Genomic DNA, 10,373 nt, shown 5'->3' on the forward strand with positions numbered 1-10,373 from the left:
GGCCTGGGTGCATTCTGGCTACAGGCGTGCGGTCACTGCTCCTGCGCCCGCGTATCGAAGTCCTTGCGGTTCTCCAGGCGAGGGTCATCCGAGTCCGGCACGACCATCACCGGGCCCTTGGAGTGGTGCAAGACGCCCTGCGAGGTTGAGCCAAGCAGCATCCCGGTAAAGCCGCCGCGGCCGCGCGAGCCGGTGACGGTCAGGACCGCATGCTCGGATTCGCGGATCAGCACCTCGACGGGAGGCCCGGAGACCACATCGGTTTCCATCTTCAGCGCCGGATAGTGCGACTTCAGCCATTTGGAGCCCACACTCATCTGGTAGCGCACATCTTCCAGCACGGCTTCCTGGTCAACGGTCGCCGGCATCCATGCCAGCGCCGCCCCCACCGGCGGCACCGCGCAGATCAGGCGCAGCGTCAGGTCGCTGGCGATGGCCGCGTCCGCGGCCGCCAGCACCGCTGAACGCGCGCGGTCGGAACCGTCAACGCCGACCACGATGCAGTTGCGGTTCGACGCCGCGGCGGCACCGGCCTCTTCCTGCTCCTTGGCCATGGCCAGCGGAACCACGACGGTCGGGCACTTGGAGTGCGCGGGCAGTGCCGAGGACACCGAGCCGAGCAGGCGGCCAACGAAGCCACCGCGGCCACGGGTTCCGACCACTACCAATTCGGCGTCCTGGCTCAGGTCCAGCAGCACGCCGGACGGGTCGCCGGATTCGATATAGGTGCGGATGGCCGCCGTGCTGCCTTCAAGCTCTGCGCGGGCCTGGCGCACAATGTCCTCGGCTCCCCCGCGGATCAGGTCGTCATCCAGGGTCGAGTAGCCTGCGTCCATGGAGGACGCGGCGAACACCGGGATGGTGTAGGCGGACACGATATTCAACACGCTGCCGCGGCGTACCGCTTCGCGTTCGGCCCAGCGCAAAGCGCATCTGCTCTGCTGGGATCCGTCCACGCCAACGACAATTCCTTCAATCTTCTCTGCTGCGACTGGTGCTTCGTCACTCATCAGACTCGCTCCTCAACTACCTCAGATATAACGGGATGTGATTTCCCTTACCACCAATGTACTTGCTTCCGCAGTTCTAGGTGTGAGTTGGGTCTAAAGTTTTCGCGTACAGCCTACTGGACACTCGGATCGATATGAATCAGCGCCCGAAACGTCATAGAATTTTTCCATGTCCTCCTCCACACAAACCGCGTCCGGGAATGCTATGGCCGCGCGCATCGACCGATACTTCAAGATTTCGGAACGGCGTTCAACGTTCTCCACCGAAGTTCGCGGCGGCATCGCCACCTTCTTCGCGATGAGCTACATCGTCGTCCTCAACCCGCTGGTTCTTTCCGGTGCCGATTCCTCGGGCGGCGAGTTGGGCATCCAGCGCGTTGCCGCGGTGACCGCATTTGTCGCCGGCATCCTGACCATCCTGATGGGCATCTGGGCCCGCCACCCATTCGCCATGGCTACCGGCTTGGGCGTCAACGCCTTCGTCGCTATCACCGTGGCAACCAACCCGGAATTGACCTGGGCTGATGTCATGGGCCTGGTGCTCATTGCGGGTGTGGTCATGTTCGGCCTGGTGCTCACAGGGTTCCGGACCGCGGTGTTCAATGCGGTTCCAGCCGGATTGAAGACCGCCATCGTGGTGGGTATCGGCATGTTCATCGCACTGATCGGCCTGGTCAACGCCGGCTTCGTCCAGCGCCTCCCGGATGCCGCGAACACCACCGTTCCGGTGGGCCTGGGCTTCGACGGAGAGCTGATGGGCTGGCCGATCCTGGTCTTCGTGGTCGGCCTGCTGCTGACCATGGCCCTGGTAGTGCGCAAGGTCAAGGGCGCGATCCTGATCGGCATCGTCGTTTCGGCGATCCTTGCCAACATCCTCGAAGCCGTCTTCCACATCGGCGCGATGGAGACCAACACCTGGTCGCTGGTCGTTCCGTCGCTGCCGGAGTGGACCCTTCCGGACCTGTCGCTGATCGGCCAGGTCAGCGTGTTCGGCGCCTTCAGCAAGATCGGCGCCACTGCCGCTTCGCTGCTGGCCTTCGTCATCCTGCTCTCGATCTTCTTCGATGCCATGGGCACCATGGTGGGCTTGGCTTCCGAAGCCGGTTCCATGGACGAGAACGGGCAGATCCCCAACGTGGACAAGGTCCTGCTGGTGGATGCGGCCGGCGCGATCGTCGGCGGCGGCACCTCCAGCTCCTCGGCGCAGATCTTCGTGGAGTCCGGCGCCGGCATCGGCGAGGGCGCCCGTACCGGCCTGGCCTCGGTAGTCACCGGCCTGCTGATGATCGTCGCGATGTTCCTGAGCCCGCTGATCTACCTGGTGCCTTTCGAAGCCGTGGCGCCGGCACTGGTCGTGGTCGGTTTCATGATGATCACCCAGGTCTCCAAGATCGATTGGAACGACTGGGGCATCGCGCTGCCGGCCTTCCTGACCTTCACCCTGATGCCGTTCACCTACTCGATCGCCAATGGCATCGGTGCCGGTTTCATCTCCTACGTCTTCATCCGCGCCACGCAGGGCCGCGCCAAGGAAATCCACCCGCTGATGTGGGTTGTTTCCGCGGCTTTCGTGCTGTTCTTCGGCATCGGACTGATTGAGATGTGGGCCGGGGTCAAATAGCCCCGAAGCCCTCCAGGCGCCCCGTCATTGCTCCGGCGATGGCGGGGCGTTTTTTGCCTCCGTCCCGGCGGGCACTGGCTAGGATGGGCTTTATGAGCGATCAGCAGAACACCGCTGGGCAGTGGATCCAGGTGGCCGCAGGCTTGAAGAACCCCTCGATGCGCCGGCTTCTCGGGGCGGTATTGAGCGGGCACGGGGTACCCGAGCAGGCCAATAAGTCCGAACGCAAGGACTTGGAGCGCTGGGCCAGCATCGGGCTTCTGCGCCAAGAGGGGTCCGGCTGGGCGCTGAACGACGAACTGCTGGAGAAGACCTTGGCTTCGGCGTCGGCCGCGAAGGCCGACCGCGTCGGGATCCGCCGCTTCTTCGACGAACACCGGCTGCATAGCCTCCCGGCGAAACCAGCGGACCGCCATGAAGTGCTGGTCTACCTGCGTAATGCGGTGATAGGAGCCGGGGACGAACTGCGCGAAGAGCAGCTCAATGAACGGCTGCGGGTATTCCACCCGGACGTCGCGCTGCTGCGCCGCTACATGGTCGACCACGGCCTGCTGCAGCGCGCAGCAGACGGGAGCGGATACCGGATGGGCCCCGGGAGCTAGCCGGTAATCGGCGCGGCCCCGGTGGCGAAGCGCTGCACTGCCGCCCCGGAAACCAGCTGCGCCGGCAACGGCGCAGTGCGCAGGCTGCGTTCGAATGCCGGGCCGAGCTTGAGCGGTTCGTCGCTGGCCAGGAACACGATGTTCCCGTAGCGCCGGCCCTTGAGCATCGGCGGGTCAGCGATCATGGCCACATGCTCGAAGACCTCCAGCAGCGTCGCGGCTTCCGCCTTGGCGCCGGACAGGTCCGCGGTATCGCCGCAATTCATGAGGTAGACGCCCCCGGCATCCAGTACGCGCTGGGCTTCGCGGGCGTAGGCCGCCGTGGTCAGCACGCGCGGGGTGGTGCTCCCGGCGAAGACATCGCGGATGATCACATCGCGGCTCGCATCGCTCAAGGTGGGCAGCACCTGGGCTGCGTCTCCCACGCGCAGGCGTACCAGCGGAGCGCGCGGAACGTCGAAGTGGACGCGCACCAGCTCGGCCAGCTTGGCATCCAGCTCCACCACAACCTGCCGGGCGTTTTCATAGCTGGCCGCGACCCAGCGGGCCATGGAGCAGCCACCTCCGCCAAGGTGGAGCACGCGCAGCTTGCGGGCGCGCCCGTCGTATTGCCCGGCCGGGAAACCGATGGCGAAGACCGGTTCCATCCAGCGCATGTACTCGAAATCGAGGTAGGCCGGGTCCTCCAGGTCCACATGGGAGGAGGGCACGCCGTTGACCTTCAGGATATAGCGGCTGGCGCCGTAGGGATCAGCTTCAATGATCGCCGTTCCGGTGTCGATCGGATACTCTCCGAGCATTGATTCCTTGGCATCCCTAGCCACGCGCGCGCACCATTCGTTGTTCGATTAAGCCATTCCAGCTGCCAGCCAGGGCTTCACTGGTTCCATCAGGCGTGAATCCCTGCTTCGCGAAGAAGGCCAGGGCCCTCTCGTTGCCTTGCAGGACCCAGACCAGGGCGTCGTGCTGTCCAAGGACAACATCGAAGAGGTGCTGGCCCAGTCCGGTACCGTAGTACTCTTCCAGGACATAGAGCATGCCCAATTCGACGTCCACTCCGGCATCCTGGTCTTCTTCGATGGCCGGAGTTCCACCGGCTAGCCCGATGATGCGGCCATCGCGATCTTCCGCGATGAAGAATTGCGCTCCGGATGCCAGCCCGCGTTCCCACCAGGCTGCCTGGCCATCAAGTTGGCCTTCATGGTGGGCGAAAAAGGACTCATCGCGAAGTGTGGCGTACGCTTCTCGCCAGGCTTGCAATTTCATTTGCAGCGCTGGGCGGACGTCTTGTTCAGTAGCCAGTCGGATTCGGTAGTCGTTCATTTGCGGCACTTCTCTAGCCTACGGCAGTGACTTCGCTATTTTCTTCCAACGCACCAAGGCCCCCTCCTACTAAAGTAGTATTGCGGACTGTCCAAATGCTTGAAAAACTATTCATGTAGTCGTAAACTTTTTGGCTCAAAGGGGGGTCGGACTTGAACCGGAATACAAAATACGCTGCCTTGACTGGTGGCCTTGTCGGTTCCCTGACCCTGACCATCAGCCTTTCCTCGACCTTCTGGGTGATTTTGCTCGGTTGCGTTCTCCTAGCCGCCGGCTTCAGTATTCTGGCCAGGTTCGAACGCTTCTGGGGCCCGGCCGAGCCGGACCACTACTACTACATCGTTCCCATGCTGGTTGGCCCGGTAGTTGCGGGGCTGGTGCGCAATACCGGTTATGCCCTGTGGGTCGGCCCGCCGATGGGCATTCTCTGCGGATTGGGCGTGTACTTCCTGATCCTGAAGTCGCCGCCGTTCAAGCACGATGAAGCCGGGGAACTCGAATTCGAGCGCCCCGAACGCTATCCAACGCGCTAGAGGACTCGCGCTAGCGCGAACCCGTCCCACCCCTTGACGCCTACAGTCTGCAGCGCCGTAGCTGATACGCGCGGGTCATCGCGCAACCACCGCAAAGAGTCCTGGATTCCGCGAACATCGGCTTCTTGCGTCCCATGCCGGGATGGGTCATCCAAGACCGCGCCGCTGCGCACCACGTTGTCGAGCACCAGCACGGTGCCTGAATGCGCCAGCTCCAATGCGCGTTCCAGGTAGGGCACGTTGTTGCGCTTATCGGCATCTATGAAGATCAGGTCAAATGGTGCAACGCGTTTGGAAATCAGCGAATCCATGGAACCCTGAGCGGCCCCCAACCGGATTTCAACACGTTCTGAAAGCCCTGCCCGCTGCAAGTTCTCACGCGCAATCGAGGCATGCAGGGGTTCAAATTCGCAGCTGATGACGGTACCGGCTGCACCGACGCCCCGGGCGAGCCAGCTGGTGGAGTAGCCCCCGAGGGTTCCGATCTCCAGGACCCTGCGGGCACCTGTGATCTCGGTGAGCAGCTGGAGGAACTTTCCCTGGGCAGGACTGACTTCAATCCGTGGAAGCCCGGCACTATGGGAATGTTCCCGACCTGCCTCCAAGGCATCAACGCGCAGCCCCAGCGCCTGTTCCAAATATTCATCGACGGCTGCGGCATGGTGCTCTGCAGAATGGTGGATCATGACGGCATGTTCTCCTCGCTATCCTCAATAGCCTTCTCCAGGCGTTGGATTTTGCCATCGAGCTCGCCGTCGTAACCGGGGCGGATATCGGCTTTCAACACCAGCGATACGCGCGAACCGAATCGGCCAACGGCCATGGTGGCTTGCTTGACTACCTCCATGACTTCGTCCCATTCACCTTCGATCTCGGTGAACATGGAGCTGGTGCGATTGGGGAGGCCAGAATCGCGGACGATTTTCACCGCTTCGGCCACTGCATCGTGGACCGAACCGTTGGGGTTGTCGTTACTCGGGGCTACGGAGAAAGCTACAATCATGCTTCCACTGTCCCACTACGCCTTGTGCTTGTCATCAGCCTTGCAAGCAATATCTAGGCAGCTAGTCCGCTCGCCCTCAAGACGATGGCCGCCAGCGCACCGACGACAACGACGACAAGATAGGGTGCCTTGAAAGCCAGGGCGATAATCGCCGCCGCGAGCGCACCGATACGGGCATCAATCACCAGTTCCTGCCCCGAGGTGAAGGCGTTGACCGTCACCAACGAGGCGAGCAACGCAATGGTCAGCGTGGCCGCGACATGGGACATGGTCGGCGAGTCCAGAACCTTGCGTGGCACAAAGTAGCCGCAGAGCTTGATTGCGTAGGCCGTCAGGCAGGCTCCCAGAATCCACCAGCTCAATTCGCTCAAGGCTGGTCCTCCTCAATGCTTTCCAGATCGCCGTGCTCGGTCGCAGCCGGGGTTCGGCGGCCGGTCGCCACCGCGTAGATCGCAGCGCAGGCCGCGGTTACCAGAATCGGCAAGCCCGGCGCGGTGGCCGGCACAGCCAGCGCGGTGAGGATTGCGGCCGCAATCGCGATCATGACCGGTTCAGCTGACTTCAAGCGCGGCCAGAGCAAACCGATGAAGGCGGCGACCGCGGCGCCATCGAGACCCCAAGCCGCGGGGTCCCCCATGCGTTCTCCGAGCAAGGCTCCGACGAGGGTGAACAGGTTCCACAGGACGTAGACGCCCACCCCGGCGGTGAAGAAACCACGGCGCTTCTCGGCCAGGTCCGATTGCCCCAAGCTGACTGCGGTGGATTCATCGATGGTCACCTGGGCCATCCAGGGCACATGCCGTCCCAAAGGCCGCAATGCCTGCTTGATCTGCATCCCGTACACGGCATTGCGGATTCCCAGCAGCGAAGCGGCGGAGAACGCTGCCGAGGCAGCACCTCCGCCTGAGATCACGCCGATAAAGGCGAACTGCGATCCGCCGGTGAACATCAAGGCGCTCAAGGCAACGGTTTGCCACAGATCCAGTCCTGCAGCAATGGACAGGGCCCCGAAGGAGATGCCGTAGAGCCCGGTGGCGATCGCGATGGAAAGGCCCATCCTGGTCGCCGGAGTGAACCAGCTAGCGGACGTGGCGTGCATCGTACCTGACCTTGTAGGCACCGCGCTTGACCTTTGCGTCACCGATCTGAACGTGCTGCAGCTGGTTCAGGTGCTTCACGTGGGTGCCACCGCAAGGTTCGGCATTCACCCCGGCGATGCTCACGGTACGGATGCCCTGTTCATCGGTGGCCGTTGTGATTTCTCCGCCGCCAGCGATGAGTTCATCGACGCGTCCTTGGAGCCAGGCTTTGGCGGCGGCCCGTTCGTTCTCATCGCCCAATGGCAGGTCAACGCTGGCCGGATCGAAGTCGAGGCGCGACTGCCCAGGGAAGTGCGAGTGGCCCTGGTGCTGCCAGCCGCGGTCTTCGCCAGCGAAGCCCAGGATGTGCCCTGCGGTGTGCAATGCGGCATGGGAAAGGCGCAGCTCGCCATCGATCTCAGCCAGGACCTGATCACCCACCTGCCGGGCGCCGGCGCCGTACAAGACCACCAGTGCATTCGCGTCGCGCTGGACTGAGACAGGCAGCCCGTCCACGGTGCCCGAGTCTTCGGGCTGGCCTCCACCACGGGGATGGAAGATATTGGGGCTCAGGGCAATCCACTGCCCGTCTTCGCCGCTTCCCGTTGCAATGACTCGGGCCTCCGCAGCAAAAATGTACGTGTCCTGCAGGTACAGGTTGACCTGTGCGATTTCTCCGGTGCTCATGTGGCCTAGCTCAGCTCCAATTCTTTGCGCAGTTCTGCCGGGCGGTTGCTCGTCAATTCCCCGACACCCAGGTCCACCAGGAATTGCGCATCCGCGGGACGGTCAACCGTCCAGATGCGCGCCTTCAGCCCTTGTTCCAGCCATCGGCGCACAAGATGCTCATTGGCTCGCGTCCAGGCGACCCCGGATCCAATGATGCCAGCTCCCCCTGCGTTGATCAGTTCGATTCCTTCAGGCACGGAGCGGTAAAGCACATCGTAGACACCTGCTCGCCCCAGGTCGCCGGAATCAATGAGCTGCTGGACATAGTCCGGGTTGACCTCGGTCATCAGCTGGCACAATAGTGAAGTGCTGACAGTGCGTGCCAGATAGCGCAGGGAATTCGGCTCAAAGCTCATCAGGGTCACCGCGATCTGCCCTTGCGAGCCGGCCGTGCCCGTCTGCGGGTCGAAGCCATGGGCTGCCAGGACCTGCAGCACACCCTTTTCGAGCAGGTGGCCATATGGGCTTGGATGCTTGATTTCGATTGCCAGGCCAATTGGCTTGCCGCGTGCTTCAATGAGCTCGAAAAGTTCGCCGAGGCTCAGGAGCTGTTCATTCTCTGCCCCGTACTCGGCCGGGACCATGCTCGGAACGACTCCAGTGAAGTCCATGGCTTTCATCTGGGCCAAGGTAAATCCGGCAACCAGACCGGCTGAATCAGAGGTGCGGTCGACTGTTGGATCGTGGTGGCAGACGACGATTCCGTCTTTGCTCAGATGGACGTCGCATTCGATTCCATCGGCGCCTTCGTCGATGGCCTGCAGATAGGCAGCACGAGTGTTCTCCGAATATTTATGGGAGCTGCCGCGATGGGCGAAGAAAAGCGTATCCATAATTCCTACGCTACGCGATCCTCGCTCCTTGGCAACGCAGATTGCCCTCTGCCAGGACGCTTATTTCTTCGACTGCATTCATGGCTTCGGCCTGCGGATGCAAGCGCTTGCTGCCATCGTGCAAAACACGAAGTTACCCGGCAAGAAAAGGTGTCCGCTTTCCTGATTCTGCCCCGGAATTCCAAGGCAAAATCGCCATCGTCATGGGAATCAGCCTGCACGCCGATAGCTGGCCGTGATTGCCCCGCTGGCCAGCGGCTGCGCTGATATCAATTGGAGGTGACGGGAATCCTGCAATCCTGCCTCATGCAGGGTTGGTCCATGCCCGGCGATGACTGGATGGACTAGGAAGTGGTATTCGTCGATAAGTTCCATCCGGTCCAGAACCGTTGCCAATTTGCCGCTACCGAGCAGCACTCCATTGGGGTACTGGTCCTTCAGCTTCTGCACCGAGGCGCGTAGGTCGCCGCTTAGCAAGTGCGAATTCTTCCACGAGTACGCGGTGCGGGTGCTTGAGACAACGTATTTGGGCTTCTTCTCCAGCTGCTGCGCCCAGCGAAGCAGAGCTGGCTGCGCTGCGATATCTCCATGAGCGACGGCCGGCCAGTAATCTTCCATCAGCTCGTAGGTGGCACGCCCCCAGAGCATCGCTCCGTGCGCATTCATCAGTCGGGTGAAGTAGTCGTGCAATTCGTCGTCGGCGATGCCTTCGCGATGATCTACACAGCCATCCAGCGTGACGTTGATGCTGAATGTCAATTGTCCCATCGCAAGCTCCTGCAGCTATAGCCTTACCACCAGGTCCCCGGTGCCTTGACTGTAGGGTTGCCGGCCAGTCACGTCAAGCAGCGACGATGCAGCATCAGGCAACCGGTGCGAAAACAGAGACAGGCCCGTTCGCATCGGCGATGTCCGCCCAGCATCTGCTTTGGATGCAGGACCTGTAAGCGAAGCACAATTTCATGGTCCTCTTCCGGGAGACTAAGCGTCAAAGGTAGGCTCGCAGTATGCCGCCACCAGACTCTGCCCCAAGTTTGACCCCTGGTCCCCGTGATCTCATGCCTGTTGTCCAGGGCCTGGTCCAAGGTCCCTGGCCAAAGAACGAAGTCGAGCGTGAAGTCCTGTTCGGTGCCCTTGGATTCGTTTCCGGAAACAACGTTGATGCCGAAGACCACGATTCACCACATCAAATGACGAGCCTAGACCTCGGCCTGCCAGGAAAAATGGTGAGTTTCTGGGATACTTACCGTCAGCAATTCCTCAGCGTCTGCACCCACCTCTACGGATCGCTGAACGCCCAGGACCCCGTGGCCCAGTATGGCTACGAAGTCCTGCAGGCACAGCTTTCCCAACTGTATGGCACTCCTGAGCGCCCTTGGGACGACGAAGATCAGCCGGTGGGCATGTGGCGCTGCAATGGCCGGAGCATCACCCTGCAGCTATTTGACCGGTCGGATAGCACCGTGATGCTCACCATCGAAGACCTGGCACTCGCGTCAATAATTGAAGCCGAAGAAGCAGCCCACTAGTCTTCTCACTCCGTAAACTGCTTGTAGCGGTTCAAAGCGATTGCGATGCTTCGATAATAGGCAGGCCGCAAGCCAGCAGGAACAGTGGTTAAACAAGTGCAGGGGGCCAGG

General features: G+C 61.8%; 15 protein-coding genes. 5 read left to right on the forward strand and 10 right to left on the reverse strand.

The window, feature by feature from the left end; genetic code table 11:
* Positions 1-32: 32 nt before the first annotated feature.
* Positions 33-1,010 carry a universal stress protein gene (locus ACNPN0_RS08230; RefSeq protein WP_332488837.1) on the reverse strand — a complete coding sequence of 326 codons (978 nt, stop codon included), beginning with the start codon at positions 1,008-1,010 and terminating at the stop codon, positions 33-35.
* A 169-nt stretch (positions 1,011-1,179) separates the two neighbouring features.
* Between ACNPN0_RS08230 and ACNPN0_RS08235 the strand changes: the two genes are divergently transcribed.
* On the forward strand, positions 1,180-2,631 hold the full coding sequence (locus tag ACNPN0_RS08235; RefSeq protein ID WP_181148871.1) for an NCS2 family permease: 1,452 nt from the start codon (positions 1,180-1,182) through the stop codon (positions 2,629-2,631).
* A gap of 92 nt (positions 2,632-2,723) precedes the next feature.
* Entirely contained in the window at positions 2,724-3,233 is a 510-nt protein-coding gene (locus ACNPN0_RS08240) for a DUF2087 domain-containing protein (protein ID WP_448938323.1), read from the forward strand.
* Here ACNPN0_RS08240 and ACNPN0_RS08245 read toward each other — a convergent pair.
* Together ACNPN0_RS08245 and ACNPN0_RS08250 are read right to left on the reverse strand one after the other, a co-directional pair.
* The gene (locus tag ACNPN0_RS08245) at positions 3,230-4,057 is read right to left on the reverse strand and encodes a spermidine synthase (protein ID WP_448938322.1); all 828 of its coding nucleotides are present in this window, start codon (positions 4,055-4,057) and stop codon (positions 3,230-3,232) included. The two genes, ACNPN0_RS08240 and ACNPN0_RS08245, sit on opposite strands and share 4 nt — an antisense overlap.
* Positions 4,050-4,556: an N-acetyltransferase family protein gene (locus tag ACNPN0_RS08250; RefSeq protein ID WP_448938321.1), complete on the reverse strand. Its 507-nt coding sequence runs from the start codon at positions 4,554-4,556 to the stop codon at positions 4,050-4,052. Before ACNPN0_RS08250 ends, ACNPN0_RS08245 begins: the two co-directional genes overlap by 8 nt.
* A 152-nt stretch (positions 4,557-4,708) precedes the next feature.
* On the opposite strand from ACNPN0_RS08250, the gene ACNPN0_RS08255 reads away from it, so the two are divergent.
* Positions 4,709-5,089: a hypothetical protein gene (locus ACNPN0_RS08255; protein WP_105657877.1), complete on the forward strand. Its 381-nt coding sequence runs from the start codon at positions 4,709-4,711 to the stop codon at positions 5,087-5,089.
* On the opposite strand, the gene ACNPN0_RS08260 is transcribed toward ACNPN0_RS08255, so the two are convergent.
* The 6 genes from ACNPN0_RS08260 to ACNPN0_RS08285 are packed head-to-tail and all read right to left on the reverse strand — an operon-like array spanning position 5,086 to position 8,733.
* Positions 5,086-5,775: an O-methyltransferase gene (locus ACNPN0_RS08260; protein WP_332727769.1), complete on the reverse strand. Its 690-nt coding sequence runs from the start codon at positions 5,773-5,775 to the stop codon at positions 5,086-5,088. The two genes, ACNPN0_RS08255 and ACNPN0_RS08260, sit on opposite strands and share 4 nt — an antisense overlap.
* The gene (locus ACNPN0_RS08265) at positions 5,772-6,092 is read right to left on the reverse strand and encodes a thiamine-binding protein (protein ID WP_105662672.1); all 321 of its coding nucleotides are present in this window, start codon (positions 6,090-6,092) and stop codon (positions 5,772-5,774) included. Before ACNPN0_RS08265 ends, ACNPN0_RS08260 begins: the two co-directional genes overlap by 4 nt.
* 53 nt (positions 6,093-6,145) lie before the next feature.
* Positions 6,146-6,463, reverse strand: a complete 318-nt coding sequence (locus ACNPN0_RS08270) for an AzlD domain-containing protein (RefSeq protein WP_105657874.1) — start codon at positions 6,461-6,463, stop codon at positions 6,146-6,148.
* Complete coding sequence (locus ACNPN0_RS08275) at positions 6,460-7,191, reverse strand: AzlC family ABC transporter permease (RefSeq protein ID WP_448938320.1); 732 nt, start codon at positions 7,189-7,191, stop codon at positions 6,460-6,462. Before ACNPN0_RS08275 ends, ACNPN0_RS08270 begins: the two co-directional genes overlap by 4 nt.
* Complete coding sequence (locus tag ACNPN0_RS08280) at positions 7,172-7,858, reverse strand: hypothetical protein (protein ID WP_448938319.1); 687 nt, start codon at positions 7,856-7,858, stop codon at positions 7,172-7,174. The genes ACNPN0_RS08275 and ACNPN0_RS08280 overlap by 20 nt, the downstream gene beginning before the upstream one ends.
* A 5-nt stretch (positions 7,859-7,863) precedes the next feature.
* A complete protein-coding gene (locus ACNPN0_RS08285; protein ID WP_448938318.1) occupies positions 7,864-8,733 on the reverse strand; it encodes a glycerophosphodiester phosphodiesterase in 870 nt (289 codons plus the stop codon).
* A gap of 28 nt (positions 8,734-8,761) precedes the next feature.
* Here ACNPN0_RS08285 and ACNPN0_RS08290 point away from each other — a divergent pair, with 28 nt between their 5' ends.
* Positions 8,762-8,899, forward strand: coding sequence for a hypothetical protein (locus ACNPN0_RS08290; protein ID WP_448938317.1), 138 nt, complete (start codon positions 8,762-8,764; stop codon positions 8,897-8,899).
* Between the two features lie 44 nt (positions 8,900-8,943).
* Here ACNPN0_RS08290 and ACNPN0_RS08295 read toward each other — a convergent pair whose 3' ends face one another.
* Positions 8,944-9,501 carry a dihydrofolate reductase family protein gene (locus ACNPN0_RS08295; RefSeq protein ID WP_448938316.1) on the reverse strand — a complete coding sequence of 186 codons (558 nt, stop codon included), beginning with the start codon at positions 9,499-9,501 and terminating at the stop codon, positions 8,944-8,946.
* A 290-nt stretch (positions 9,502-9,791) separates the two neighbouring features.
* Here ACNPN0_RS08295 and ACNPN0_RS08300 point away from each other — a divergent pair, with 290 nt between their 5' ends.
* Complete coding sequence (locus ACNPN0_RS08300) at positions 9,792-10,262, forward strand: hypothetical protein (RefSeq protein WP_448938315.1); 471 nt, start codon at positions 9,792-9,794, stop codon at positions 10,260-10,262.
* Positions 10,263-10,373: the final 111 nt, after the last annotated feature.

The sequence above is a fragment of the Glutamicibacter sp. AGC84 genome, assembly GCF_053543575.1.

Bases quoted from the DNA above. Each gene is read 5' to 3' on its own strand.
- ACNPN0_RS08275 (WP_448938320.1), bottom strand. From the start codon at position 7,191: ATGCACGCCACGTCCGCTAGCTGGTTCACTCCGGCGACCAGGATGGGC.
- ACNPN0_RS08230 (WP_332488837.1), bottom strand. From the start codon at position 1,010: ATGAGTGACGAAGCACCAGTCGCAGCAGAGAAGATTGAAGGAATTGTC.
- ACNPN0_RS08265 (WP_105662672.1), bottom strand. From the start codon at position 6,092: ATGATTGTAGCTTTCTCCGTAGCCCCGAGTAACGACAACCCCAACGGT.
- ACNPN0_RS08235 (WP_181148871.1), top strand. From the start codon at position 1,180: ATGTCCTCCTCCACACAAACCGCGTCCGGGAATGCTATGGCCGCGCGC.
- ACNPN0_RS08260 (WP_332727769.1), bottom strand. From the start codon at position 5,775: ATGATCCACCATTCTGCAGAGCACCATGCCGCAGCCGTCGATGAATAT.
- ACNPN0_RS08300 (WP_448938315.1), top strand. From the start codon at position 9,792: ATGCCTGTTGTCCAGGGCCTGGTCCAAGGTCCCTGGCCAAAGAACGAA.
- ACNPN0_RS08280 (WP_448938319.1), bottom strand. From the start codon at position 7,858: ATGAGCACCGGAGAAATCGCACAGGTCAACCTGTACCTGCAGGACACG.
- ACNPN0_RS08285 (WP_448938318.1), bottom strand. From the start codon at position 8,733: ATGGATACGCTTTTCTTCGCCCATCGCGGCAGCTCCCATAAATATTCG.
- ACNPN0_RS08295 (WP_448938316.1), bottom strand. From the start codon at position 9,501: ATGGGACAATTGACATTCAGCATCAACGTCACGCTGGATGGCTGTGTA.
- ACNPN0_RS08250 (WP_448938321.1), bottom strand. From the start codon at position 4,556: ATGAACGACTACCGAATCCGACTGGCTACTGAACAAGACGTCCGCCCA.
- ACNPN0_RS08240 (WP_448938323.1), top strand. From the start codon at position 2,724: ATGAGCGATCAGCAGAACACCGCTGGGCAGTGGATCCAGGTGGCCGCA.